This window comes from Pseudarthrobacter leeuwenhoeki (genome assembly GCF_055412885.1).
Genome location: NZ_JBVAYY010000009.1, coordinates 109,577 through 136,013 on the forward strand (window position 1 = coordinate 109,577; position 26,437 = coordinate 136,013).

The following is a 26,437-nucleotide window of genomic DNA, read 5'->3' on the forward strand; positions in this document are numbered from 1 at the left end:
CGGCCCTAGCTGGCGCAGCCCTCCGGACTGCAGGCCTCGGCGGTTCCGTGGGCGTCCCCGCCGCCGGCGGCGCTGACCATTTCGAGCGGGCGGCTGTCCCGCCACGCCTGCTCAAGGGCGGCGGTGAACGTCTCGGCCGGCTGGGCGCCGGAGAGCCCGAATTTCCGGTCGATCACGAAGAACGGGACGCCGGTGATGCCCAGCGCGCGGCCTTCCTCGAAGTCCATCCGGACGTCGTCGGCGTATTTGTCAGTGGCGAACAGTTCCTCCAGCTCGGCCGCGACGATCCCCAGGTCCAGTCCCAGCGAGGTCAGGTAGTCCCGGCTGCCGATGTCCTTGCCGTGTTCGAAATGGTCGCTGAGCAGGCGTTCCTTGGCGGCGTCCTGCTGCCCGTAGGCGGCGGCGAGGTGGATCAGCCGGTGGGCGGTGAAGCTGTTGGCAACCACGACGTCGTCAAAACGGTAGTTGAGACCCTCGGCCCTGGCCTGCTCCGCCACGTGCGCGAACATTCCGGCGGCCTGGGCCGGGGCCATGCCCTTGCGGGTGCTCAGGTAGTCCAGTACTGTGCCGTCGTAGTGGTCGGGCAGTGACGGGTCCAGCTGGTAGCTGCGCCACTTCACCTCCACAGTCTCGCGGTGCGGGAAGGCCGCCAGTGCGGTTTCAAAGCGGCGTTTGCCGATGTAGCACCAGGGGCAGGCGACGTCGGACCAGATCTCAATCTTCATGCCTGCCACAACCCCGACGCGGCCGGCTCCATTCCCCGGGGGGCTGTCTGCTTGGTCACGGGATCGGCCGGAGCGGGCGTTCCAGAACGAAGTCGTGCTCCACAGTGTTCCCGAGCGTGAAGGACTTGGTGCCGACCTGGCGGAAGCCTGACTTCGCATAGAACCGGATGGCCCGGGCGTTCTGGTTGTTCACGCCCAGCCAGAGCCCGCGGGCGCCGGCCCCCGCGGCAGCGGCGATGCTCGCCTGCATCAGCTCCGCTGCAGCGCCCATGCCGTGGTGGTCAGGGTGGACGTAGCACTTGCTCAGTTCCGTGCACGGCAGTTCAGCCAGGACCGCGGCCACGTCCGGGTCCCGGGTGGCCCGGGCGACCAAGAGGCTGTAGCCCAGCAGCTCGCCGCCGGCGTCGATCACCAGGACGGTGACGTCAGGATCGGCGAGATAGGCGCGGAAGTTCGACTCGCTGAGCGTGGTGGCGATGTGCGCAGCGATATCTGCGGGTGGCGAGCCCGGCGGACAGGCCAGCGGGAAGGTCACGGCCGCCAGCGCGGCCAGCCTGCCGGCGTCGTCTGCGGTTGCCGTTCGGATTACGTGCGTCATGCCAGAACCCTAATCTGAGGAGGGGGCCGTCTTCGCTTCATGAAGTGTTGTGGCGGCAGGCCGCAGCAGCGCGGGAAATTTCACAGGGCCATTCTCCCTCCCCGGCGGCGCTGCGATGCTCCCGCCCAGTTACTTTCGACCGCACCACTCCGCGCCCTCGGGATCCTGCGGTCTCATGGGCCGATGCGGGGCCAGACACCGAGTAACTGGGCTGGAGCGTCGGCGGCCGGGAAGGCCGCCGGCAGCTCCTGCTAGTCGGCAAAGCCCGCACCCGCGCCGGGCTGCCCCGTTCCGCCGGGCTGGCCCCCATCAATGTGATGGTGCACCCCGGACTGGTTGGGCCGGCGGGATCGGCCTGCCCGGCCCGGCGGAACATGCCACCGGGATGCCGGTGATGCCGCCGATCATTCTGTGCGGGTGTCATAATCGCCGGGTCCGGCGGGGGCCCGTGATAGCAATGGGACTAATGAAAGCATATTTCCGCCCGCTGGCCGAGCCGGGGCACCCATGAGCGCCAACGTCCCGGCGAACGTGCCGCGCGGCTGGATCCTGCTGGCCGCCATCGGGCTCATCGCACTGAACATGCGCGGCCCGTTCGTGGCCGTGGCGTCAGTGGTCGGCCCGATGCAGGCGGACCTCGGCTTCTCCCCGGTGGAACTGGGTCTCCTGACCGGCATCCCGGTGCTGTGCTTCGCCCTTGCCGCGCCGCTCGCCTCGCTGACCGGACGCAAGCTCGGCGCGGAAGTCGCTATCATGCTCACCCTGCTGGGGGTCCTGCTGGGCGTGATGGTGCGGTCGGCGGGCAATGGTGCGGTCGTCATGCTGGGCACGGTGATTCTCGGTGTCGCCATCACGATCGGCAACATCGTCGTACCGCTGATCATCCGGCGCGACTTCGCCCCCGCCCGGCAGGGCACGGCGATGGGCATCTACACCGCCGCCCTGAACATCGGCTCCTTTGTCACCGCCATGGTGATGGCGCCGCTTGCCGCTCTGTTCGGCTGGCGGCTTGCCCTGGCCGCCTGCGGGCTCTTCGCCGTCGCGGCACTCCTGGTCTGGGTGCTCGCCTTCGGCAGCCGGGCGTTCCGGCCGGAACCAATTCCGGCCCCGGAGCCGGCCCGCGCCGGGATTAAGCGGGCGTCGCGCTGGATTACGGTCGGGCTGACCGCAGGATTCGCCGGACAGGCGTTCTCCTACTACGGTGTGACCGCCTGGCTGCCCAGCATCCTTGCGGACGAACTCGGCATGACGGCCGCGGAAGCAGGCGCCGGCTCCTCGCTGTTCCAGATCCTCGCCATCGTGGGCGGCCTGGGCGTTCCGCTCGCGGCCCGTTTCGCCAGCACGACGACGGTGGGACTCACCCTGGGGCTGTTGTGGTTGACCGTTCCGGTGGGCCTGCTGCTGGCGCCGGAGCTGTGGTGGCTGTGGTCCTCGTTGGGCGGCATCGCCCAGGGCGGCGGTATTACGCTCATCTTCATCGCCATCATCCGGCTGGCCCGGGACCAGGCCTCGGCCAGCCGGATGTCCGCCGTCGTGCAGGGTGTGGGCTACTCGTTCGGCGCCCTGGCGCCAACCCTGCTCGGTTATGTTAACGGGGTCTCGGAATCGTGGACCGGGCCGCTGCTGATGGTGCTCGGCTCAGTCGCGATGTTCATCCTCGGGACTGCGCTTTCCCTCCGCCACGTCCCCAAGGCGCACTGACCTACGCAACCGGCGGCGCCATCTCATTTTCCCTATCCGGGCTGGATGAGGACGCGGTCATTCGGCGTCGCACGCCACCGTTCGTCCCGGTCCGTACGCTGGATACTTCGCGACGGCGGGCGATGATCCGGTCCACCGCGAGCGGCACTCCCACGGCCAAGCCGACTGTCAAGAAAATGAGCGCCAATTCCGCTCTGCCGTTCCTTACCCCGACATACGTTATGAAGGCCGTGGTGAGGTCCAGCTCCGTGGTTACGCGAAGCTGCGAACCGATGTCGCGTTCCTGCTGCGTAGCCTGAGCAAGCGCGGAAATCCGATTCACGATCTGATCGCGCTCAGCCGCCACGTCTTCGGCGGACTCCCCGACAACCTCGACCGTTATTACAGGGCGGCTGTAGCTCACCTGCCACTGACCTCCCGAATTGGGGAGGTAGACCTGGTGCCCTTTACGGACACCCGATGCGTAGAGCGGGGCCGAAGTGCTACGCGGATGAACGTTCCGGTCTTCTGCATTGAAGCGATGGCTGACGATCGACGCGAAGGGGACTATTTGGAGCGGGTCGGCCTGAAAGACGTTGCTTTCAATGGGCAATGGCGCCATAAAGCGCACATCCGTTTTGGAGTAGTAGACGCCCGTTTCCTCGTGGGCCACGACCAGGACCGGCAACATCAGGACCACTATGGCCAAGGAAAAGTACCAACGCCGCATCATCCTCGTCCGACCACGCGCTACGCCGCGTCGAAGCTGATTGCGGATTCTCATTGCTGTTCGTCCGTCGCCGGGGCAGCACTTCGCCGGACGTTTGCATAGGCGCCGCAAAGGCCTGCGACCAGGAAAAGCGAGCCGCAAGCCTGCGGGAAGCTAAAGGCATCGAAGAAGGCGAAACTCAAGCTGCCCGCCACCATGGAGGCGACCAGGGCCAGCCCCATGGCTCGCATCGGCTCGCCTGTGCCGAGACGACGGGCGGAAATAGCCACAGTCACGGCGGAGACGATGACGGCCAAGAAGCTGACGAGACCGACGAGTCCGATTTCGATGCTGGTGCCCAGATACTGGTTATCCAGGATTCGATAGGCGGGCAGGAACGTCCCGAATCCGCGCCCGAACCAAGGACTGACAAGCAGGAAGGATATTGCGTCGTCATAGCTGTCGGTTCGGGATGCGACGCTCGAGTCACTGGCGGAGAACATCCCCACTATGGTGCCGGCCATCCCTGGAACGGCCACATACACTGCTACCGCACCCAACGCCATGACGAATCCGCCGGCCCGTCGGACTGCAGGCGACCACGACGGAATCAGAATCAAAAGAACAGCGGCCAAGGAAATGAAAGCTGACCTGCTGACGGACAAAACGGCGGAAAGGGCTATTGTCGCGACCGGAAACCAGCGTAGGAAGGCAGACCGGGACCGATCGTAGATGGCGGCGGTCAGGCAGAAAGGCAACATCATTGCCAGCACGACGGCGTACTCCAGGGGGTGGGTGGCTGTCGCGGCCGCACGCACGAAACCGCCCCTGTCTCCAATGCCGACATTCCCGGTTGCCGACAATCCAGGAATCTGCCACGTGTCCACAAAGTTCAAGCCAGTAAAGAACTGTGCAAGCCCTAACCCGGCGTAGAGGCCGGCGAACAAGGTCAGCCTTCTCACGAGGACCATAAAACGGTCCTCGCGGGTAATCCCGTCGTTTGCGATGAGCAGGATGCCAGCCAGCGCTCCGACCATAATGAGTCCCGAGTCAGCGACGCTGATATCCGATGAAGGCAAAGCTACCAAGGCCGATTTTGAGTAGCTTGCCACGCACGCGCCGACGAAGATGAGGGCCGCGGTGCGAACCCACTGGATACTTTGTGGCCCGTCGAGGGTGGGGCCTTGGATACGATGCCACGCCCACCATAACAACGCCACAATTGCCAGTAGATAGGCCGGCGAACCCGCACTACCAAGCGCTGCGATCCCCTGGTCGGTAGGAACCACGAACAGCAAAATGGCGTACCACGTGATGACGGTGACTGCATCAGGGCCGCTGGATGGGCGGAGTTTGGCGATGACCGACTCGTGACGCCCCAGCCTTGGCGTGGACACGGCAGCCACGTCTATTTGTTCGGTGCCATGGTCGGGACTTTGTTCGGTGCCATGGTCGGGACTTCTTCTTCAGGTTCAATCTCCGGGGCCGGATCGTCGCCCGGGGAAGGGCCATCCTGGGGCTGATCATCCTCACCCAGGTCCTTGCGTCGCCGCCGCTGTGTACCGGTGCGGGACGAAATTAGGCGGTCGAGCAGTCCGGTCGCCAGCACGGTGACGCAAACACCCAAAGCCAGGGCGGCCAAGACAGCCCGGAGCTGAGCCTTCCCGTCAATTTGGGGCTCGCTCTCCCGGACAATCGTCATGGCGGTAATGCGGGATGAGGATGGAACATTCAATTGGTCCTGCATGATCTCAAGGTTCTGGGGTACCACCTTCAGTACGTCGTCGAGTACCTGAAGGCTGCTTGCCGGGCTCTCACCTTCCGATGTGATCAGGATGATGGGTCCAGAGGACGCGATGTCCTTCTCTGCAACATAGCCTGTTCCGGCGTGACCTTTCAGGATCTTTTCCTGGACAGATCCTGAACCAAGCCTCACGTTGAGCACGCTGAGCGCTTGATCAAGGCCTCCCAAAAACAGGTAAGGGTTTCCTCCGGGAGTGACCAGGGACTCCGGTGGTATGAGCACCACCCGCGCAGTCCCTTTGTAAACTGGCGGCACGACCGAGGACAACAACAGTGCAGCGCCAGCAGTCAGCAATAACCCGATGACGACAAAGTACCAGCGTCGCAGGAGACCGTTGCCCAAATCACGCAACAGCACGGTCACCTCTGACTTCGGGCGTGATGCATACTCGGACTGGTCGCTTCGCCACTGGGTCGGACCTGAATTCCATTTGTTGCCTCCGTTGAAGTGCACGAGCCTGACGAGCGGGCTGGTGCATTCGGGTTGTCACATCCTAACGGCGGGCAGCTTGGCGTTACAGTAGTCACACTGAAGTCAAGTAGTCCGTCTTAGATTGCAGGTATTGGGACCAAGAAGGACTAGTTCACCAACGGTGGCGAACAAGCCCACCGCCTGCTGAGGTGACACTTAAGGCCCATGTTCGCGAGGAACATGGGCCTTAACTGTCATCTCGACGCCGTTGTCGAGTCCCCGAGGGGGTCTTCCGTCGCTGGGCCACCGCCCCGGATTTCGGGGGTGCCTGTTGCGAAGGGCATGGCAGCCCAGCAGACGGAAATCTGTACCTTGCGGAGTGCTCCTGTACCGGACTTAGGCCGGGGTGAGGGCGTGATCCTCGGTGGGGACGTCGCCGCCGTCGCGCGCTTCATGCAGGTACCGGTCGTAAGCCGGAAGTGTCAGGAAGGCCGGGAAAGCCGCGGTGAGCGTGACTTCCTCGAAGATGTCCCGGGCATCGGCGAAGCGGTCGCCTTCGAAGCGTTCGAGCTTGGCGAACTCCTCGTCCAGCATGTCCTCGACCCATTCGCGGGTGATGACGTCGCCCTGGTCCGTGATGGCCCGGGCGAAGATCCACTGCCACAGCTGCGAGCGGGAGATCTCCGCGGTGGCGGCGTCCTCCATCAGGTTGTGGATGGCCACGGCGCCGTTGCCGCGGAGCCAGGACTCGATGTAGCGGATGCCGACCTCGAGGTTGTTCCGGATGCCCTGCTCGGTGATGGTTCCGGTGGTGGAGGCGATGTCGAGCAGGGCCCGGTCGTCCGGGGTGACATCCTCGCGGAGCCGGTCGAGCTGGTTCGGGCGGTCGCCGAGGACGCCGTCGAACACCTCGCGGCAGACCGGAACCAGGTCCGGGTGGGCCACCCAGGAGCCGTCGAAGCCGTCGCCGGCCTCGCGGGTCTTGTCCGCGCGGACCTTCTCGATGGCGATCGCGTTGGCTTCGGCGTCCTTGCGGTTGGGGACGGCCGCGGCCATTCCGCCGATCGCCATGGCGCCGCGCTTGTGGCAGGCCCGCACCAGCTGTTCGGTGTAGGCGCGCATGAACGGCTGGGTCATGGTCACCTGGCTGCGGTCCGGCAGGACGTAGCGGGGGCCTCGGGTGCGGAAGTTCTTGATCAGCGAGAAGATGTAGTCCCAGCGGCCGGCGTTCAGGCCTGCGGCGTGGTCGCGCAGTTCGTAGAGGATCTCCTCCATTTCGAACGCGGCCGTGATGGTTTCGATCAGCACGGTGGCCCGGATGGTGCCCTGCGGGATGCCGAGCAGGTCCTGGGCGAGGACGAAGATGTCGTTCCACAGGCGGGCCTCGAGGTGGTTCTCGATCTTCGGCAGGTAGAAGTACGGGCCCTTGCCCTGGGCGATCAGCCGGCGGGCGTTGTGGAAGAAGTACAGGCCGAAGTCGACGATGCCGCCGGCGATCGGGGCGCCGTCAATGAGCATGTGCTTTTCCGGCAGGTGCCAGCCGCGGGGCCGGACCACGATCGTGGGCAGCTCCTCGGCGGGGCGGAGCTTGTATTCCTTGCCCTCCGGGGAGGTGAAGTCGATCCGGCGCTCCAGGGCATCGGTGAGGTTGAGCTGGCCCTGGATAACGTTGCGCCACGACGGGGTGGAGGAGTCCTCCATGTCCGCGAGCCACACCTTGGCGCCGGAGTTCAGCGCGTTGATGGTCATCTTCTTGTCCACCGGGCCGGTGATCTCGACGCGGCGGTCCTCAAGGCCCGGAGCCGGGGGAGTAACGCGCCAGTTCGGATCGTTCCGGACGGACTCGGTCTCGCGGAGGAACCGCGGGTCCTGGCCTTTGCCGATCTGCTGGCGGCGGTCCCGGCGGGCCTGCAACAGTTCCATCCGCCGTCCCTTGGTCGCCTTGTGCAACTTGGCAACGAACGCCAAGGCGTCAGGAGTCAGGACCTCGCTCTGCCGGCAGATCGGCTGGGCGGTCAACGTAACCCCGTTGATGGTGAAGTTGTCAGTGAAGCTGTTCATTTCAATCTCTCCTCGGAGAAGTAAATGCTCGACGGCGGGTGCGGTTTGCGCTGGTGTGGTGAATACGAGGCCGAAGGTGCCGGCATTGCGGCAGCCTGCGTAAAAGGGGCCCTATGTCCGGGCCCGTCCCCGCTCAGCGAGGTCGGACCCGGACATGGGGAATAGCAGGCCGAGCAATGCCGGACCGAAGGCCGGACGTAAGCCGCGCCGGCGGACGCAAGCGCCGCCGTCGTGCCTTCGGGTGAGCGGAATCAACCGCTCACCCTGGGCTGAATCTTTAGTGGAACTGGCCTTCTTCGGTGGATCCCGCCAGAGCCAGGGTGGATGCGTTCGGGTTGAGCGCGGTTGCGATCTCGTCGAAGTAGCCGGTGCCGACTTCGCGCTGGTGCTTGGTCGCGGTGTAGCCGCGGGATTCGGAGGCGAATTCCTTCTCCTGCAGCTCGACGTAGGCGCTCATGCCTTCACGGGCGTAACCGTGGGCGAGGTCGAACATCGAGTAGTTCAGGGCGTGGAAGCCGGCCAGGGTGATGAACTGGAAGGTGAAGCCCATGGCGCCGAGTTCGCGCTGGAACTTGGCGATCGTGGCGTCGTCGAGGTGCTTCTTCCAGTTGAACGACGGGGAGCAGTTGTAGGAAAGCATCTGGTCCGGGAAGTCTGCCTTGACGGATTCAGCGAACTTGCGGGCCAGCTCCAGGTCAGGGGTGCCCGTTTCCATCCAGATGAGGTCGGAGTACGGTGCGTAGGCCTTGGCGCGGGCGATGCAGGGTTCGATCCCGTTGCGGACCTTGTAGAAGCCCTCCGCGGTGCGCTCGCCGGTGACGAATTCCTGGTCGCGCTCGTCGACGTCGGAGGTGATCAGGGTGGCTGCCTCGGCATCGGTGCGGGCGATGATGACGGACGGGGTACCCGCGACGTCGGCGGCCAGGCGGGCCGCGTTCAAGGTACGGACGTGCTGCTGGGTGGGGATCAGGACCTTGCCGCCGAGGTGGCCGCACTTCTTCTCCGAAGCGAGCTGATCTTCCCAGTGCACGCCCGAGGCGCCGGCCTGGATCATGGACTTCATCAGCTCGTAGGCGTTGAGCGGGCCACCGAAGCCGGCCTCGGCGTCGGCGACGATCGGGACCATCCAGTCCTCGACGGTCTGGATGCCCTCGGAGAATTCAATCTGGTCGGCGCGGAGCAGGGCGTTGTTAATGCGGCGGACCACGGTCGGAACCGAGTTGGCCGGGTACAGGGACTGGTCCGGGTAGGTGTGGCCGGAGTTGTTGGCATCAGCGGCAACCTGCCAGCCGGAGAGGTAGATGGCGCGGAGTCCGGCCTTGACCTGCTGCACGGCCTGGTTGCCGGTCAGTGCGCCGAGAGCGTTGGTGTATTTGCCTTCCTTGTGCTCTGTGGTCAGCTGCTTCCACAGCTTCTCGGAGCCGCGGCGGGCCAGGGTGTGCTCCTCGGAGACGCGGCCGCGGAGGCGGACGACGTCGGAGGCCTTGTAGTCGCGGGTGATACCTGCCCAGCGCGGGTTGGCAGCCCACTCGAGCTCCAGTGCGGCGGCCTGCTCTTCGGGCGTCTGGGCGGGCTCAAATGCTGCAGTCATCTTTGTCTCCTTGGTGAGGTCCGGGGCCGGCCCGGCTGCTTCTTCACAGTTCGGTCCGGCTGATCCCGGGCGGTGTAACTTTTTCCGTAAGACCTACTTTTCTATACTTTCAATCAGCTTTCTAGAGGAAAAGAGTGGAAAGAAATGCACTTCTTCGCGTATTCTCAATAAATGCACCCCGCCAGTTGGAATCGCCCCGCCTCCGCCGCCTCGCCCGCTGTCCCGGAGGTGGACGTCATCAGCATGGGCCGCCGCGTCCGCCACCTCCGCAAGGCCGCCGGACTCACGCTCGATGACCTGAGCGCTACGGTGGGCACCGCCCCCAGCCAGCTGAGCCTGATCGAGAACGGCAAGCGCGAGCCCAAACTCGGCCTGCTCCAGCAGCTTGCCGCGGCACTCGGCGTCAGCATCGACGAGCTGCTGGGCGCGGAGCCGCCCAACCGCCGCGCCGCCCTGGAGATCGAGCTGGAACGCTACCAGCGCAGCCCCATCTACGAGTCCCTCAAGCTGCCCAAGATCCGTATCAGCTCGCGGCTCCCGATGGATGTGCTGGAGTCCATGGTGGGGCTGCAGCACGAGCTGGAACGCCGGCTGAACGAGCAGGTCGCGACGCCGGAGGAGGCCCGCCGCGCGAACGGGGAACTGCGCGCCATGATGCGCGAGCGGAACAACTACTTCCCGGAGTACGAGGCCGAAGCGCAGAAGGTCTTGGCCTCCGTGGGGCACACGAGCGGCCCGCTGTCCCATCACGTCATCGCGGACATCGCCGGGCACCTCGGGTTCAGCCTCCACCACGTGGGCGATCTGCCGCACTCCACCCGTTCGGTGACCGACCTTAAGAACCGCCGGATTTATCTCACGCAGAACGCGCGCAGCGACCACGACCCGCGTTCGGTGCTGCTGCAGGCGCTGGGCCACTACGTTCTGGGGCACCAGACCCCCACCAACTACGGTGACTTCCTGATGCAGCGGGTGGCCACAAACTACTTCGCCGCCGCGCTCCTCCTCCCGGAGCAGGCGACCGTGGAGTTCCTGCAGCAGGCCAAGCAGGCCAGGGAGATCGCAGTGGAGGACATCCGGGATGCCTTCGCGGTGTCCTACGAGACCGCCGCGCACCGCTTCACCAACCTCGCCACCCAGCACCTGGACCTGCGGACGCACTTCCAGAAGACCCATAAGAGCGGCATCATCTACAAGGCCTACGAGAACGACGGCGTGACGTTCCCGCAGGACCATACCGGCGCCATCGAGGGCCAGCCGTCCTGCAAGAACTGGACGTCCCGGATGGTCTTCGACGTGCCGGACAAGTTCAGCGCGTACAACCAGTACACCGACACCCCGGCCGGGACCTTTTGGTGCACGGCGCGGACCGAGCGCTCCGCCAACGGCGAATTTTCCTTGTCCGTAGGGGTTCCCTACGCGCAGGTGAAGTGGTTCCGCGGCCGGGACACCACGGAGCGGTCCAAGTCGACCTGCCCGGACGAAAGCTGCTGCCGGCGCCCGCCGGCGGCCCTGACCTCGGAATGGGCCGGCAACGCCTGGCCCTCGGCGCGGGCCCACTCGCACCTGCTCGCCGCGATGCCGCCGGGCGCCTTCCCCGGTGTGGACGAGACTGAGGTCTACTCGTTCCTGCAGGCGCACTCGGGGAGCTGACAAGGGCGCGCCCGCGGCCCGGGAGTTTCCGGTAAACCGCGCGGTCTCCGACGAGTTGCTCCCTGCGACGGCGTCAAAGTGCGGGCGTCTCCGGCGCCTCCGGCACCTCCGGCACCTCCGGTCGCTCCGACGTTGCGGTTAGCGCGGGCCGCCCTGCCAGAGCGCGTCGAACGGCGCTCCCGAGGCCAGCCGGTTCCGGATCCCGGCGGTCACAAAAGCTTTGGCTGTCCGGGCTGCCTCCAGAGGCGTCGCGCCTTTGGCCAGCTCGGCCGTCACAGCGGCGGCCAGCGAGCAGCCGGCACCGGAGACTGCCACTTCGCCCACCTTCGGGGCAGACAGGACTTCCAGCGTCTCACCGTCGTAGTAGACGTCGACGGCGTCGGGGCCGGCCAGGCGCACTCCGCCTTTGGCGAGCACCGTGGCTCCGCTGAGCTCGTGGATCCGGACGGCGGCGGCCTTGAGCGACTCGAGGTCGGTGATTTCCAGTCCGGAGAGGGACTCGGCCTCGAAGTGGTTCGGCGTGACAAACGTGGCCAGCGGCAGGATCTGCGCTTTGAGGGCCTGGTCCGTGTCCAGCGCGTGGCCCGGCTCCTGGCCCTTGCAGATCAGCACCGGATCCAGCACCACGTTCCTGAACGCAGCGCCGGCCAGCGCCGAGGCGACCGTCGAAATCGTCGCCGGGCTGCCCAGCATGCCGATCTTCACGGTATCCAGCACGGACGGTGCGCCGGACCCGGCACCATAGGCCGCCGTCGTCGCCTCGAACTGGTCGGCGATGACCTGCTGGTCGATCGGGACGAAGCGGTGGTTCCAGTTGTCCTGCGGATCGAAGGAGACGATGCACGTCAGGTTGGCGATGCCAAAGACGCCAAGTTCCTGGAAGGTCTTCAGGTCAGCCTGTGCGCCGGCGCCGCCGGTCGCTTCGGAACCGGCGATGGTCAGGGCGACGGCGGGCGTGGCCGCGTCGGGGGCGGTGCCGGAAACAGCCGGGGCGGCGGGGTCAAAAGAGGTGGGAGTCATGGACCTATCCTGCCATTCCAGGAAAACCCGCCGCATTGTGCACATGACCAATATGAACACAACCCACGTGCCCCGGATCACCGCGAATAACGTGGCGGACGGCGTTGCTTTCTTGCGGCGCCGGATCCAGGAAGGTTCATTGATGAGCACCCAGCTGTCCGAATCGGCGCAGACGAGAAAAGCCGTCAGCAATATTCTCAAAGGCTCCGCCGGCAACCTCGTCGAGTGGTACGACCTCTACGTTTACACAGTCTTCGCGGCCTATTTCCAGTCGCATTTCTTCAATTCCAAGGACGAGCTCCAGGCGGGCCTTGAAGCCATGGCCGTCTTCTCGACGTCGTTCCTGATGCGCCCGGTTGGTGCCTGGTTCTTCGGCCGCTACGCCGACCGCAAGGGACGCAAGGCAGCGCTGACCCTGAGCGTGACGATGATGTCCGCCGGTTCCTTCGCCATCGCCATCCTGCCGACGACGCAGCAGATCGGCGTCTGGGCTCTGCTCCTGCTGATCCTGGTCCGGCTCATCCAGGGCTTCTCCGTCGGCGGCGAATACGGCACGAGCGCCACCTACATGTCAGAGGCCGCCACCTCCAAGCGCCGCGGCTTCTTCTCCAGCTTCCAGTACGTCACGCTGATCGGCGGCCAGATGCTGGCCTTGCTGGTCCTGGTCATCCTGCAGAACACCATGGACAAGTCCACCTTGACCGAGTGGGGCTGGCGGATCCCGTTCGCGATCGGCGGCGTGGCCGCGCTGGTGGTTCTGTGGCTGCGGCGGTCGATGGAGGAAACCGTGTCTGCGGAGCAGGTCGAGGCCGCCAAGGTTCCGGCCGTGGCCGGCGTTGCCCAGCCGGGCACCATGAAGCTGCTCATCACCGAGTACTGGAAGCCGCTGCTGATCTGCATTGGCGTCACACTCGGCGGCACCGTGGCTTTCTACACGTACACCAACTTCATCCTGAAGTTCATGAACGATACATCCGGCATCGCCAAGACCGAGACCTCGGTGATTAACTTCTGGGCGCTGTTGATCTTTATGTTGCTGCAGCCGGTGTACGGCCTTATCTCCGACAAGGTCGGGCGCAAGCCGCTCCTGCTCTGGTTCGGCATCACCGGTGTCCTGTTCACCTGGCCGTTGCTCTCCACCCTGGCCGGCACCAAGGATCCCTTCACCGCATTCCTGCTGATGATGGGTGGCCTGCTGATCGTCGGCGGCTACACCTCCATCAACGCCCTCGTGAAGGCGGAGCTGTTCCCGGCTTCCATCCGGGCCCTCGGCGTCGGCCTCGGCTACGCGATCGCGAACTCGCTGTTCGGCGGCACGGTTCCGCTGCTGGGTGCGGCGTTCCAGAAGGCCGAGCGCGTGGACCTGTTCTTCACCTACGTCACCGTGGCCATCGCCATCTCGCTGGTGGTCTACATCTTCGCGCTGAAGAACAAGAAGTCCACACACCTGGACCACGAGCAGGGCCACGCATGGGAGCCCTCTGCCGCCCGGGCTGTGCCGGCCGACGGCCGCAAGGACGACGACAAGGACCTCGTCGGCTCGCGCCGCTAGCTCCGCAGGCTGCCAAACCGGCGGTGAGCACGACGGCGGGTTGCCGGCTCCGGGACTACGGTCCGGCAGCCGGCGGCCCGCCGTCGTCGTCCGGGGGCCGGTTGCCCGGTCGATCCCCGGGAGGCGCGGCGGGCGAATCCGGCGGTTGCGACAGACTCCGGGGGTGAACATTGCGTTGCCAACGCCACCGGAATCATCAGGCAGGTAAAAGACCGCCGCAGGCTGATCCTCCTCCAGGCCAGGTCTTTCACCGGGCCTGCCGGTACTTCGGCGCTGCGTTCGGACGCAACCCACCGGATCATCGCCTTGCCGGGCGAAACCGCTGTCCTTGGGGTAACCGGCAGCCAGGCCGAAATACCAGCGGGGCCGCGTGCCTGCAGCGGGGCGGGGGCCTGCAGCCGGGAGGCAGGCCCCCGCTGCCGCTCCAACAACAGTTCCCGGCTCCGGGTGAGAGAATGGGAGCCGGTTCCGGCACCAGTTCTCCGGACCCGTCCAGTGCTAATACAGCCGGCTGCCCAGCGTGGTCCTCCCCCCGAGGATCCGGGACGCCGAGCGAACCACTATGAATGGAATACCCATGCCTACCGCCCAGACGTTTCCGGCCGCAGCGCCGCCAAAGTTCGCCTCAATTGGTTCCTCCTCCTTCGCCATCCTGCTGGCCGTCATGGCCGTGGTGCTGATTCTGTCCAACATCGGGGCATCGAAGGGGGTCGCGATCGGCCCGGTCATCACCGACGGCGGCTTCTTCCTCTTCCCGCTGGCCTACATCCTCGGGGACGTCATCAGCGAGGTCTACGGGTTCAAGGTGGCCCGCAAGGCCATCATCACCGCCTTCGCGCTGTCCGTCTTTGCATCACTCTGCTACTGGATCATCATCGCCTTGCCGGGCTTTGACGACGACTTCGGGGTTGCCAAGCAGGCCGCGCTGGAAGGCGCGCTGGGCCCGGTCCCGCAGATTGTGCTGGCCTCCCTGCTGGCGTTCCTGGCCGGGCAGACCATTAACGCGTGGATCCTCGTGAAGATGAAGGCACGCACGGGGGAGAAGTCCCTCTGGGCACGCATCATGGGGTCCTCCGTCGCCGGCGAGTTCGTGGACACCCTGATCTTCTGCAGCATCGCCGCCTCTGTCATCGGCATTACCGACGGCGGCACGTTCGTGAACTACGTCGTCGTGGGCTTCCTTTACAAGACCCTCGTGGAGTTCCTCTTCGTCCCGGTCACCGCGGCCGCGATCGGCTGGATCAAGAAGCGCGAACCGAGCTACGGGGCGTAGGCGGGGCTCTGAACCGAGTTCTCGGCGATTTCGGATGCATCCGGCGACTTCGACGGCGAGCGGCAGCCCGGGATGCGGCCCTGGAGGCGGGACTCCCCTAGGAGTAGTACTGCCCCAGGGTCTCGGCCTTGAACTCGAAGAAGGTGCCGGCCTCGATGGCGAGACGGGCGTCGTCGACCATCTTCACCACGAAGCGCTCGTTGTGGATCGAGATCAGTGTGGCGGAGACCATTTCCTTGGCCTTGAACAGGTGGTGGATGTAGGCCCGGGAGTAGTTCAGGCAGGCGTAGCAGTCGCAGCCTTCCTGCAACGGGCCGAAGTCGCGCTTGTACATGGCGCCGGAGAGGTTGTACCGGCCGGTGGGGTGGTAGAACGCCGAATTCCGGGCCACCCGGGTCGGTGAGACACAGTCGAAGGTGTCCGCGCCGTTTTCAATCGCGGTGAAGATATCGTCCGGCTCGGAGATGCCCAACAGATGCCGGGGCTTGTTCTCGGGCAGTTCCTCGTTGCACCAGCGCACGATCGTGCCCAGGTTCTCCTTCTCCAGGGCCCCGCCGATGCCGAAGCCGTCGAAGTTCATCGCGCCGAGGTCGCGGCAGGCCTTGCGGCGCAGGTCTTCGTACTGGGCGCCCTGGATCACACCGAAGAGCGCCTGGTAGGGCTTGCCCACACGCCCGGACGTGAGCCGGAAGTGCTCGGTGACGCAGCGCTCCGCCCAGCGCCGGGTGCGTTCCAGGGATTCCTCCTGGTAGCCGCGGGAGTTTTGCAGCGTGGTGAGCTCGTCGAACGCGAACATGATGTCAGCGCCGATCTGGTGCTGGACGTTCATCGAGATTTCGGGGCTGAACCGGTGCCGGTCGCCGTTGAGGTGGCTCTTGAACCACACGCCTTCCTCATCCACATGGGCCAGGCGTTCCTTGCCGGGGGCAACGGCGTCGTCGGGGACGGCGGTGTCCGCAACAGGCGCAGTTTTCATGTTGATGACCTTCTTGAACCCCGAGCCCAGGCTCATCACCTGGAACCCCCCGGAGTCCGTGAACGTGGGCCCGCGCCAGTTCATGAAGGCACCCAGCCCGCCGGCCTCGTCCAGGATGTCCGCGCCCGGCTGCAGGTACAGGTGGTAGGCGTTGGCCAGCACTGCCTGCGCGCCAAGCTCGGCGACGGATTCCGGGAGGACCGATTTGACCGTAGCCTTGGTGCCGACCGCGATGAAGGCCGGGGTCTGGATCTCGCCGTGCGGTGTGGTGATGGTGCCGGTGCGGCCGAGGAACTCCCCGCCGTTGGCGAGGACCTGGGCCTCCGACGGTGGGCAGCTTTCGCTCAGGCGTTTGCCCACACGGAAGGAAAACTCGGACTGCCGGGCCGGCAGGGGCGATGACACGGGTGTTTCAGGATTGGCTGGCACCGTTCAAGTGTGCCAGCTAACAGCCTCCAACCCTTAGTGCAGCGGATCGGATGTGGGGTAGTTCTCAGCCCGCCACGTGTCCCAGGAGTTGCGGATGGACTCCAGCTGGTGCGCCCCGAGGTCATAGGTGGAGACGATGACCAGGGATCCGCCCTCAGGCCTGATGTCCTTGGTGGCCGGCTGGTCCGCCACGATCACCAGGCCTTCGCCGTGTTCCGCGTAGTGGTGGACCGTGAGCCCCACCTGGTGGGTGCTGCGGAACCAGACCTTGCCGGAGACTTCCTCGCCCGTGGCCAGGGTCAGCGAGTACGGGTCGCCGGGCTTGGGGACGTCGGACAGGCCCAGCTTTTCGATTGCGGACCCATCGTTCCCGGGGACGAAGAAGACCAAGGTCCGGCGGTTGCCGTGCGGATGCCGTTCGAGGGCGAAGCGGAGCTGCTGGATGAAGGTCAGCCAGCCCTGGGTGATGTCCTCATCCCAGGCGGCCCACTCGGAATTGTGGTCCACCGCGGCCCGCGTGACGCTGACTTCCGTGCCGGACGGGACCGGTTTCAGGGTGAAGACGTCCCCGCCGTCGACCACCAGGGAGGTGTGGTCGGCGCCTTCGATGACATTGGGGCTGAAATAGATCTCATTGATCTCGGACACCTGGTCGTCGGCTTCCCAGCCGTGCCACTGGGCAACCTTGGCGGGCTCGCGCAGCATTGTCCAGACCTGCTGCGCGTCGGAGTTGATCACAACGCTCAGATTGTTCGTCATGGGGTGAATCTACAACGCCCGGCCGGAAGGGGGTAGGGGCCAAACGCCTCAGGAACGGACGGACTCAAGTTCGTTGCCGATCCGGCGGTCCAGCTCCGGGGCGCCGATGGTCTCCGAGCCGCCGTGGGCACGCAGGAAGAGCAGCGCCTCAAGCCGCAGGAGCCGCCATTCGCGTTCGGCATCCGGATTCGAGTTGTCGATCGAGCGGAAAATCTCCTTGTCGTACAGGTTCGGTTCGTTGAGCGAGCGCTGGCGCACCTTGGCGTTGATCCGGGCCTTGAACGGGTCCGTCTCCATGGCATCGGGGGAGCGGAGGAACTTCTCGTACACAGCGGCACGTTCCTCCTGGCCGACCTGGCGGCAGATGTAGCTGGACAGGGAAAGAGAGGCCTCCACCGATGCCCAGCGGCCGCGGTTGCCGTCGAAGGGCAGCACATTGAGCAGGTCGGCAACGGCGAGAGCGTTTTCGGCGTCCTTGAGGATGATGAACAGCTCCTGCGCGAGGTCACTGAGGTCCTTGAGGCAGCTGCCGGACTTCGTGTTGATGCCCTTGGCCAGCCGTTCGCTGAGCAGCAGCACTCCTGCCGAGCCCGGGTGGGCCTCGGCCACGGACTGAACCACGGACTCGGGCGTGCGCTCAAGGGCAGGGATCAGTGCCAGGTCCTCGTCAGTGGGGCCACTCACCACCGGCGGAACAGGCGGCAGGGGAGGGAGGACGACGGCGGGAGCGGCGGCGCCGCCGGCCTCCGCGTTCCTGTCCTGCCCGGCTGCGCCGCGCTGGACGCTGCCCGCGCCGGCGGCGGGTTCGCCGGGCTGCAGAGCGGAGCCGGCATCCCCAAGGGTGGTTGCCTCAGCCTCGGCGGGGGCGCCGAGTATCAGGACGGTGGAGGACGCCGCGATCCGGAGCCCGCCGCCTCCCGTGAGGGTCGCCACAACCACGGCGGGGGTGCCGAAATCGTCGGTTTCGATGTCCACACGCTGGATTTCGGCGGAGCGGTTGCCGTCGGGCAAGAGCAGATGATCGCCGCTCTGCAGAGATCCAGCCTGCTGTTCGATATGGTGCGGGGCGGCCGGGGGGTGGGTCATTGCAGTCCTTAAATTCTTTTGCGGTCCGCCCACCAGTCTACAAAGGCGCGCGCCGGAAGTCGGGGACGCCGCCTCCGTGGGTCAGTTCCCGACGCCGGCGAAGGCCAGGGCCTGGCGGATCAGGGCACCGCGGCCGCCGCTGAACTCCAGCTGGACATCCGAGCTCATGACTTCCTGCGGGGTCATCCAGGTCAATTCCAGCGCGTCCTGCCGCGGCGAGCATTCGCCGGTGACGGGGATGACGTAGGCCAGGGCGACGGCGTGCTGGCGGTCGTCGGTGAATCCGGTGTGGGACGGGGACGGGAAGTATTCGGCCACCGTGAACGGCACCGGGCTGATCGGCAGCTGCGGGAAGGCCAGCGGGCCGAGGTCCTTCTCCATATGGCGCAGCAGGGCCGCGCGGATGGTCTCGCGGTACAGCACCCGGCCGGAAACCAGGGAGCGGACCATCGTGCCGTCCTCCTCGGCCTGCAGGAGCGTGCCAACCTCGTTCACAAACCCGAGCGGATCCAGCCGGACCGGGACGGCCTCGACGTAGACCATGGGCAACCGGCCGCGCGCCTCGAACAAATCTTCGTCGGTGAGCCAGCCTGGATTCGGGTCAGGAGTGCGAACGTTCATGGTTAAGTTCTACCCCATCCCTGCTGCTGGGGCGTGATCACACTCACCCGGCGGACGGCGCCGCCGAAATCCAGAGGGGCGGGTGGGCGGCGCTGCCGCCGGCATCGGGGTTGGCCACGTGCAGGGTGGGGACGGCCGCTTCCTCAATCACCGCGGCCTCGTTCCCTGCCTCGCTCAGACGCCCGCGGAGGACGGTCAGGTCGCCGGCGTATTCGAAGCCCAGTCCGGCGCGCCCGGCCCCGGTGCCTGCACCGACCATGAGGATACCGCCGTTCTTAGCTGTGAAGGCTTCGGATTCGGCAGTGTCAGCGTCGGCGTTGCCGACGCCGCTGCCCGGGAGCGGGCGGGGCAGGGCGCCGATGTCGCGCAGGGTCCGGGTCGCTGCCACGGCGTCCTCGGAGAACCAGACCCCGACGACGGAGATGCCCGGGTCCGCTGCCGCGGACCCGCCCCGGCTGCCGTCCGTGGTGCGTGTGGCCGGGTCGGCGAGGAAACTGAACCCGTCCGCGGCCGTGATGCGGCAGGACGGGCCGTGGTCCGCGTCGATGAGTTCTGCGTTGGTGCCGGCCGCTGTGGTGCCGGCGGCCGCCCCGGCTTCGTTGGTCCGCCGGGCGAATTCCAGCAGGTCCCCCACCTCGACGCCGAGAGATGTGGTGCCGTCCTCGGCGGAGCCCTGCTCGACAACGTGGAGGGCGAGCCGGCCGGAGCCGGCGTCGAACTCCCGCCAAGTGGGTTCGTCGACGGTTTTGACCATGCCCAGTCCGGTGAGCAGCCGCTCCCATTCGTCAAGACGGGAGGTGAAATGGATCGGGCGGACACGCAGCATCGTTGCTCCTGAAGGTAGTGACGGGTTCCGGCTCTCAGGAACATCGTCCCACCAAACCGGTGTCCGTGGTCAGTACGGAGCAGACAAATCGGTGACCGTAATCCGTGCGGAGCAGAATGGTGCCATGGCTATTGAACTTAAGGAACTGCTGGTCAGAGATGCCGCCGAGTGGCGCGCGTGGCTGGAGCAGCACCACGCGGAGAGCCCCGGGGTGTGGCTGGTGCTGCACAAGAAGGGCGGCGCGGTGACGGAGCTGGACTATGAGGCCGCCCTGCAGGAGGCGCTGTGTTTCGGCTGGATCGACGGACAGGGCCGGCGGCGGGATGAAGAGAGTTCGTTCCAGCGGATGACCCGCCGGGGACCAAGAAGTCTGTGGTCCGCCCGGAATGTGGAGCGGATCGGCCGCCTTGAGGCAGCCGGCAGGATGGCGCCGGCCGGCCGCGCCGCCGTCGACAGCGCCAAAGTGGACGGCCGCTGGGAGGCTGCCTACTCCGGCGCGGCGACGGCGGACGTGCCTGAGGACCTGGCCGCGGCCATCGCCGCCGAGCCGCGGGCGCAGGCGATGTTCGACGTCCTGACCTCGGTGAACAGGTACGCCCTGATTTACCGGGTCACCGCGGTCAAACAGGCCGCCACCAGGGCGAAGAAGATCGCGGGATTCGTTGAGATGCTCGCCCGGAACGAAACGCCGTACCTGCAGCACAGGCGGCCGCCGGGCCCGTGACCGCCCCGGCCCCTGATCCCGGCGGTCCGTCCTTAGAACCCGACGCCCATGGCCTGCGCGACCACCACGGCAGACGCTGAGGACCACGCCTGCGGATGGCACGACGCCGGATAGGGCACCGCGTGGCCGGCCTCCTCGGCAGTGATGCCGGCGAACAGTTCCGGCAGACGGTGTCCGAAGGAGCCGGACGCTGCCAGCAGGCCCTCGGCGATGGTCCGGGCCTCGTCGAGGAACCCCTCGGCGAGCAGCCCCCGGACCGCAATCGCGGTGTCGTGGCTCCAGACCGAACCGCAGTGGTAGCTGAACGGCCAGAAACCGGCGGCGCGCCGGGAAATCGTGTGCAGGCCGTAGCCGGAGAACAGCTCGGGGCTGAGCAACCGGTCCGCCACGAGCCGGGCCTCCGAGGCGTCCAGAATTCCGGTGCCGAGCAGGTGTCCCATGTTGGAGCCCGGGATATCCAGCGGCTCGCCGTGCCCGTCCAGGGCCATCGCGGGGAAGGGGCCGTCGTCGTCCTCGACCCAGAAGCGCGCGCGGAAATTCTGTTGCAGCGTCTCGGCAAAGTCCCGCAGCGCCTGGGCCCCGGGCTCGCCATAGGCATCAAAGAGGTCGGCGGTGTCCACGGCGGCCTGGTAGGCGTAGCCCTGCACCTCGGAGAGCGCGATCGGGCCGTCGGCCTGCCGGCCGTCGCGGAACTGCATCGCGTCACCGGAGTCCTTCCAGCCCTGGTTGCTGAGCCCGTGGCCGGTAGTGTCCTGGTAGCTCAGGAACCCGCTGTTCGTGCTTCCGGGCGCGCCTGCTGCGGCCAGCAGCCATTCCACCGCCCGGGCCGCGTTGGGCAGGAGCGCGCGGACCGCGGCGTCGTCCAGGCCGGCCTGGCCAAGTTCGGCCAGCAGGCACAGCCACAGCGGGGTGGAATCCACGGCGCCGTAGTACACCGGGGGCAGGCGCAGGCCCTGGCTCTCCAGGACAAGTTCCTTGGCCCGGAGCTCATGCAGGATCTTCCCGGGTTCCTCGGCGGCACCCGGGTCCTCCTGCGTGCCCTGGAACGCTGCCAGGGTGCGGAGCGTTCCAGCGGCGAGGCCGGCATCGAGCGGCAGGAGCAGCCGCGCGGCCCAGAGCGAATCGCGTCCGAACAGCGTGAAGTACCAGGGCGCCCCGGCGGCCGCGAACGGCGCTCCGGGCAGTGTCCGGGTCGCCAGGCGGAGGCCGGCGAGCTCATCGAGCGCGTTGTCCAGCAGCAGGCCCAGGGCGCCGGACGGCTCGGCGCGGACCCGGCGCGAGGCGGGCGGCGGGGCTGCCACCACGGCGTTCTCGCTGTCGGCCAGGACGGCCTGCCATTCCACGTTGAACGGGCGGCCGCGTCCGGCCTTGCCCCGCCAGAGGAGACGCTGGCCGGAAGCGACGCTGCCGGGGGCGGCGACGGTCAGGGTCCGTGCACCGTCGCGCCAGCGCAGGGTGGAATCGTCCGCGGAGAACGGCGCCGAGGGCTCCCGGAAGCGGCTGAGCCGGATCGCGGCCATGTCGGTGAAGTCCGCGGCGAGCTGGATTTCAATTTCCACGTCGAGTGCCTCGAGGGAGGCGCTCAGTTGCAGTGAGTGCCGGACGACGCCGGGCGTGACCGTCCAGGTCTGGAGAATTTCAACGGCAGGGTCCTCTGTGGGCCCCGGAATGCCGCGGACCAGCCCCCGCACGCGCAACACACCGCCGGCCTCCGCCTCCACCGTGGCGGGTTCAGGCTCCAGGCCGTTCACCCGCACCTCTGCCCGGGACAGCATCCGGGTGTCCCCGTGCAGCAGGCCGGTGAACCAGCCGCCGCCCGCGGCACCGTGGCCGCTGGCGAGCCGCCCCTCGGCATCGAGCCACAACTGGGTGGGGGCGGCAACGGAGCAGTGCTGGCGGTGGAGCGCTGGCTGAACAGTCATGCGCCCCACCCTATGCCGGGAGCCGGACCGGCTCAACGGACCCCGCAGGGCCCTCCTTTGATGGGGGGCAGGCGGGGGGCAGGCGGACGGAAACGGAGGAGGAACAACGGGACGGGCGCGCCGCCCCGCGGCGGCTACTCCGCGGGCAGGTCTTCCATCGGGAATGCCACTGCTTCGCCGACGACGCGGAGGCACAGCTCCGTGCCCGGGCGGGCGATTGAGGCGTTCCAGTGCCGGATGGTGATGATTTCGCCGCCGCCGGGGTAGCGGTGGTCCGCCACGGCCCCTTCCGCGAGGACGGGCGGGACGGCGAGCTTGAGCCGCACGGTGGTTTCGGGCCCGAAGTAATCGGTGTCCACCACGACGCCGCGGATGGGGCCGTCCTCCGCGATCCGGATCTGTTCCGGCCGCAGCATGAGCTGGACCCGCCCCTGCGCCGGGGGCCGGCGCACGGGGATGCCGCCCAAAGAACACGTGGCGAGGGAGCCTTCCATCCAGGCGTCGAGGATGACGGCGTCGCCCAGGAACTCCGCGGTGGCGCGGTCCGCGGGGCGCGTGTAGACGATGAACGGGTTGCCGATCTGCGCGAGCCGTCCGCCGCGCATCACCGCCACCTGGTCCGCAAACGACAGCGCCTCGCCCTGGTCATGGGTGACCAGGATGGTGGTGACCCCCGCGTCATGGAGCACCTTGCCCACCGCGCGGCGGGTGGCCACGCGCAGACCCGCGTCCAGGGCGGAGAACGGCTCGTCCAGCAGCATCAGTTCCGGCTCGCGGGCGAGGGCGCGGGCCAGGGCCACCCGCTGCTGCTGCCCGCCGGAGAGCTGATGCGGCCGGCGCTTGGCCATGGCAGGGTTCAGGGAGACCATGTCCAGCAGCTCGGCCACCCGGGCCTTCACGCCGCGGTGCCCGCCGGGGAGCTTGGCGGCGTTGAGGCCGAAGGAGATGTTCTGCCCGACGCTCAGATGCGGGAACAGGGCGCCGTCCTGCGCCACGTAACCCACGTGGCGCTTGTGCGCCGGCACCCAGACGCCGCCGCCGGCCACCTTGGCGCCGTTGAGCGAGATGCTGCCGGTGTCAGGGTGCTCAAACCCGGCGATCAGCCGCAGCAGGGTTGTCTTGCCGGAGCCGGAGGGTCCCACGATCGCCGTTGTGCCGCCCTTGGCCACCGACAGGTTGACACCCATGAGGACGGCCTGGGGGCCGAAGTTTTTGGTGACGGCGTCGATTTCCAGGTGGTTGTTGGTGCTGGTGGCCACGGAGGCGGCGACCCGCGGTTCCGGGAACCGGGAAGGGCTGTACTGGGTCACTGTCCCGCTGCTTTCTTGGACTGCTGGAAGAGGAGGTAGGTCATCGGCGCCGAAATCAGGATCATGAGCAGGGCGTAGGGCGCGGCGCCGGCGTAGTCGATTTCGCTGCTTTTGCTCCAGAACTCGGTGGCGAGCGTCCGGGTGCCGTTGGGGGAGAGCAGCAGCGTCGCGGTCAGTTCGTTCACGATGGCCAGGAACACCAGCGCGGCGCCACCCGCGGCGGCCGGGGCGGTGAGCCGCAGCGTGACGCGGAGGAAGGCCAGCAGCGGCGGCTTGCCGAGCGCCTGGGCGGCCTCGTCGAGTTCCTTTGGCGCCTGGCTCAGGCCGGAACGGATGTTGACCAGCGCGCGCGGCAGGAACAGCAGTACGTAGGCCGCGACCAGCAGCGCCGAGGTCTGGTACAGGCTCGGCGCCGTCTTGATGCTGACCGTCACGAACGCCAGGCCCACCACGATGCCGGGCATGGAGCTCGTGATGTAGTTGGACAGCTCCAGGGTCTTGCTGAACCAGCTGGGGTGCCGCACGGCCAGATACGCCATCGGGAACGCCACGACGGTGGTGGCGAGGGCGCCGGCGAGGCCGTACATCAGGGTCTGCAGCAGGGCCGGCAGGAACTCGTCGGCGGCCCAGATGTCCGGGCCGCCGGCGATGATCCAGCGCAGCACGAAGGTCAGCGGCAGCCCGAAAGCCAGTGCGGTGAGCGTGATCAGGAACAGCTGGGCCGGGAGCTGGTAGGCGCGCAGCGGAAGGCGCAGGGCGCGGGCCTGGGCGCCGGAGCCGATCTTGGCGTAGCGGGCACTGCCGCGGCTGCGCACTTCCACCAGCAGCAGGATCAGGCACAGGAACACGAGCACGCTGGCCAGCATGTTCCCGGCGGTGCCGTTGAAGGTGGACTGGTATTGCACCATGATCGCGGTGGTGAAGGTGTCGAACCGGATCATCGCGAAGGCGCCGTACTCGGCCAGCAGGTGCAGGGAGACGAGGAGCGCGCCCCCGGTCATCGCGATCCGCAGCTGCGGCAGCACCACACGGAAGAAGGTGCGCCACGCGCCGAGGCCCAGGGACGCGGCGGACTGTTCGATGGCCGGGTCCAGCCGGCTGAGCGTGGCGGCGGCCGGGATGTAGACGAGCGGGAAATAGGACAGCGTCGCGACCAGCACGCCGGACCACAGGCCCTCGAGCGACGGTACCGCGGAGACCCAGGCGTAGCTGTTGACGAAGGCGGGGACGGCAAGGGGGGCCGCGAGCAGCACGGCCCACCCTTTGTGCCCCCTGAGCTGGGTGCGTTCCACCAGCCAGGCCCCGCCCACGCCGAGGATGAGGCACAGCGGCACGGTGACGAGCATCAGCAGCACGGTGTTGAGCAGCAGCTCGCCGACGCGTGCCCGGAAGATCAGGTCCACGGCAGTGTCCCAGCCGGTGGCGGCCGTCATGACGATGACGTAGCCCAGGGGAATCAGTGCGAACAGGGCGATCAGGACCGCCAGGACGGCAACAATGGAAACGCCGAAAGGCGGGCGGGGGCCCTTGCCCCTGCCCGCCGTCGTCGTGCCCCCGGGTGTTACGGGAGCCGCCTGCGTGGTTGTCACGTGGTTAGAGCAGTCCTGCCTTGGTCATCAGCTCGGTGACCTTGGCGGAGTTCAACTTGGCCGGATCCACCGTGGGTGCCTGCAGTTCCGCGAGCGGGACGAGCTTTTCGTTGGCCGGGACGTCGGAGGCGATGGCGTACTCGAAGGAGGTGCCCTTCTGCAGGACTTCCTGGCCCTTCTTGCCGGTGATGTACTTGACGAAGGCCTGGGCTGCCGCCGCGTTCTTCGAGGAATTCAGCACGCCGCCGCCGGAGACGGACACGAATGCGCCAGGGTCCTGGTTCTTGAAGTAGTACGGGGTGACGTTCTTGGAGTTCTCGCCGGTCTTGGCCTGATCGCCGTAGTAGTAGTAGTGGTAGATCAGGGCGGCGTCGACCTCACCGGCGTTGACCGCCTTCATGGCGGTGCTGTTGCCCTTGTAGGCCTTGGAGTTTTCCTTCATGCCCTGGAGCCATTCCTCGGTGGCGGCTTCGCCCTTGAGTTCCAGCAGGGCGGAGACGATCGCCTGGAAGTCGGCACCGGACGGCGAGGCCGCCCACTTGCCCTGCCACTCCGGCTTGGCCAGGTCCAGCATGGACGTGGGCAGCCGGTCTTCGCTCAGCTTGGTCTTGTCGTACACCAGCACGGTGGAGCGGGCTGCGATGCCGGTCCACTTGTTGGTGGAGGGACGGAACTCGGCGGGCACTTGGTCGATGGTGGCCTTGTCGACGTCGGCGAAGAGGCCGGCGTTTTCCACCTGGGCCATGGCCGGGGAGTTTTCGGTGAGGAAGACATCGGCCGGCGAGGCCTGGCCTTCCTGGATGATCTGGTTGGACATCTCGGTGTCGGAACCCTGGCGCATGGTGACCTTGACGCCGGTTTCCGCGCTGAACGCGTCCACCCATTCCTTGGTCAGGGACTCGTGCTGGGCGTTGTAGACCGTGATTTCACCGGAGATCTTGCCGTCGGCGGCGGCGCTGCCGCTGGGCGCGGCGGAAGTGCCGCCGCAGGCGGACAGGCCGAGAGTGGCGGTGGCGGCAAGTGCGATCCCTGCCAGCGCGTTCTTGCGGATCTTCATGGGTCTGCTTTCTGAAAGGAAGGTCGTTGGAACCCCAGCCCCCCTGTGAGCGGAGGAAGTT

At 66.9% G+C, this 26,437-nt stretch carries 22 protein-coding genes; 5 read left to right on the forward strand and 17 right to left on the reverse strand.

Features of this window, described 5'->3' with window-relative positions; genetic code table 11:
* Positions 1-5: 5 nt before the first annotated feature.
* Positions 6-725 (reverse strand): DsbA family oxidoreductase, encoded by a 720-nt coding sequence (locus tag ACZYX4_RS09990; protein WP_463875420.1) that lies wholly within the window; start codon positions 723-725, stop codon positions 6-8.
* 55 nt (positions 726-780) lie between these two features.
* A complete protein-coding gene (locus tag ACZYX4_RS09995; protein WP_463875421.1) occupies positions 781-1,323 on the reverse strand; it encodes an N-acetyltransferase family protein in 543 nt (180 codons plus the stop codon).
* 507 nt (positions 1,324-1,830) lie between these two features.
* On the opposite strand from ACZYX4_RS09995, the gene ACZYX4_RS10000 reads away from it, so the two are divergent.
* A complete protein-coding gene (locus ACZYX4_RS10000) occupies positions 1,831-3,024 on the forward strand; it encodes an MFS transporter (RefSeq protein ID WP_463875422.1) in 1,194 nt (397 codons plus the stop codon).
* 1 nt (position 3,025) lies between these two features.
* Here the strand turns inward: ACZYX4_RS10000 and ACZYX4_RS10005 are convergent, their stop codons facing one another.
* The 5 genes from ACZYX4_RS10005 to aceA all read right to left on the reverse strand — a co-directional run bounded on the left by ACZYX4_RS10005 (position 3,026) and on the right by aceA (position 9,579).
* Positions 3,026-3,703: a hypothetical protein gene (locus ACZYX4_RS10005; protein WP_463875423.1), complete on the reverse strand. Its 678-nt coding sequence runs from the start codon at positions 3,701-3,703 to the stop codon at positions 3,026-3,028.
* An 80-nt stretch (positions 3,704-3,783) separates the two neighbouring features.
* Entirely contained in the window at positions 3,784-5,118 is a 1,335-nt protein-coding gene (locus ACZYX4_RS10010) for an O-antigen ligase family protein (protein WP_463875424.1), read from the reverse strand.
* A gap of 2 nt (positions 5,119-5,120) precedes the next feature.
* Positions 5,121-5,879: a hypothetical protein gene (locus ACZYX4_RS10015; RefSeq protein WP_463875425.1), complete on the reverse strand. Its 759-nt coding sequence runs from the start codon at positions 5,877-5,879 to the stop codon at positions 5,121-5,123.
* 444 nt (positions 5,880-6,323) lie between these two features.
* Positions 6,324-7,988 (reverse strand): malate synthase A, encoded by a 1,665-nt coding sequence (gene aceB / locus ACZYX4_RS10020; RefSeq protein ID WP_463875426.1) that lies wholly within the window; start codon positions 7,986-7,988, stop codon positions 6,324-6,326.
* Between the two features lie 277 nt (positions 7,989-8,265).
* Positions 8,266-9,579, reverse strand: a complete 1,314-nt coding sequence (gene aceA, locus ACZYX4_RS10025; RefSeq protein ID WP_463875427.1) for an isocitrate lyase — start codon at positions 9,577-9,579, stop codon at positions 8,266-8,268.
* Positions 9,580-9,750: 171 nt separating this feature from the next.
* Between aceA and ACZYX4_RS10030 the strand changes: the two genes are divergently transcribed.
* On the forward strand, positions 9,751-11,232 hold the full coding sequence (locus tag ACZYX4_RS10030) for a helix-turn-helix domain-containing protein (RefSeq protein ID WP_463875428.1): 1,482 nt from the start codon (positions 9,751-9,753) through the stop codon (positions 11,230-11,232).
* 138 nt (positions 11,233-11,370) lie between these two features.
* On the opposite strand, the gene ACZYX4_RS10035 is transcribed toward ACZYX4_RS10030, so the two are convergent.
* Positions 11,371-12,252, reverse strand: coding sequence for a hydroxymethylpyrimidine/phosphomethylpyrimidine kinase (locus ACZYX4_RS10035; RefSeq protein ID WP_463875429.1), 882 nt, complete (start codon positions 12,250-12,252; stop codon positions 11,371-11,373).
* Positions 12,253-12,394: 142 nt separating this feature from the next.
* Here ACZYX4_RS10035 and ACZYX4_RS10040 point away from each other — a divergent pair, with 142 nt between their 5' ends.
* The gene (locus ACZYX4_RS10040; protein ID WP_463875430.1) at positions 12,395-13,804 is read left to right on the forward strand and encodes an MFS transporter; all 1,410 of its coding nucleotides are present in this window, start codon (positions 12,395-12,397) and stop codon (positions 13,802-13,804) included.
* 577 nt (positions 13,805-14,381) lie between these two features.
* The gene (locus ACZYX4_RS10045; protein WP_463875431.1) at positions 14,382-15,077 is read left to right on the forward strand and encodes a queuosine precursor transporter; all 696 of its coding nucleotides are present in this window, start codon (positions 14,382-14,384) and stop codon (positions 15,075-15,077) included.
* A gap of 97 nt (positions 15,078-15,174) precedes the next feature.
* Here ACZYX4_RS10045 and tgt read toward each other — a convergent pair whose 3' ends face one another.
* The 5 genes from tgt to ACZYX4_RS10070 form a co-directional block, all read right to left on the reverse strand.
* Positions 15,175-16,482 carry a tRNA guanosine(34) transglycosylase Tgt gene (gene tgt / locus ACZYX4_RS10050; protein WP_463875432.1) on the reverse strand — a complete coding sequence of 436 codons (1,308 nt, stop codon included), beginning with the start codon at positions 16,480-16,482 and terminating at the stop codon, positions 15,175-15,177.
* A gap of 33 nt (positions 16,483-16,515) precedes the next feature.
* On the reverse strand, positions 16,516-17,241 hold the full coding sequence (locus ACZYX4_RS10055; protein WP_463875433.1) for an SRPBCC family protein: 726 nt from the start codon (positions 17,239-17,241) through the stop codon (positions 16,516-16,518).
* 48 nt (positions 17,242-17,289) lie between these two features.
* Positions 17,290-18,327, reverse strand: a complete 1,038-nt coding sequence (locus ACZYX4_RS10060; protein ID WP_463875434.1) for a DUF6707 family protein — start codon at positions 18,325-18,327, stop codon at positions 17,290-17,292.
* A gap of 81 nt (positions 18,328-18,408) precedes the next feature.
* Entirely contained in the window at positions 18,409-18,948 is a 540-nt protein-coding gene (locus ACZYX4_RS10065) for an NUDIX hydrolase family protein (RefSeq protein WP_463875435.1), read from the reverse strand.
* A 43-nt stretch (positions 18,949-18,991) separates the two neighbouring features.
* Positions 18,992-19,774: a VOC family protein gene (locus ACZYX4_RS10070; protein WP_463875436.1), complete on the reverse strand. Its 783-nt coding sequence runs from the start codon at positions 19,772-19,774 to the stop codon at positions 18,992-18,994.
* A gap of 124 nt (positions 19,775-19,898) precedes the next feature.
* Here ACZYX4_RS10070 and ACZYX4_RS10075 point away from each other — a divergent pair, with 124 nt between their 5' ends.
* Positions 19,899-20,498 (forward strand): YdeI/OmpD-associated family protein, encoded by a 600-nt coding sequence (locus ACZYX4_RS10075; protein WP_463875437.1) that lies wholly within the window; start codon positions 19,899-19,901, stop codon positions 20,496-20,498.
* Between the two features lie 32 nt (positions 20,499-20,530).
* On the opposite strand, the gene ACZYX4_RS10080 is transcribed toward ACZYX4_RS10075, so the two are convergent.
* The 4 genes from ACZYX4_RS10080 to ACZYX4_RS10095 all read right to left on the reverse strand — a co-directional run bounded on the left by ACZYX4_RS10080 (position 20,531) and on the right by ACZYX4_RS10095 (position 26,376).
* Positions 20,531-22,420, reverse strand: coding sequence for a glycogen debranching N-terminal domain-containing protein (locus ACZYX4_RS10080; RefSeq protein ID WP_463875438.1), 1,890 nt, complete (start codon positions 22,418-22,420; stop codon positions 20,531-20,533).
* Positions 22,421-22,554: 134 nt separating this feature from the next.
* Positions 22,555-23,730 (reverse strand): ABC transporter ATP-binding protein, encoded by a 1,176-nt coding sequence (locus ACZYX4_RS10085; protein WP_463875439.1) that lies wholly within the window; start codon positions 23,728-23,730, stop codon positions 22,555-22,557.
* The gene (locus ACZYX4_RS10090; RefSeq protein ID WP_463875440.1) at positions 23,727-25,319 is read right to left on the reverse strand and encodes an ABC transporter permease; all 1,593 of its coding nucleotides are present in this window, start codon (positions 25,317-25,319) and stop codon (positions 23,727-23,729) included. Before ACZYX4_RS10090 ends, ACZYX4_RS10085 begins: the two co-directional genes overlap by 4 nt.
* A gap of 4 nt (positions 25,320-25,323) precedes the next feature.
* Positions 25,324-26,376, reverse strand: coding sequence for an iron ABC transporter substrate-binding protein (locus tag ACZYX4_RS10095; protein WP_463875442.1), 1,053 nt, complete (start codon positions 26,374-26,376; stop codon positions 25,324-25,326).
* Positions 26,377-26,437: the final 61 nt, after the last annotated feature.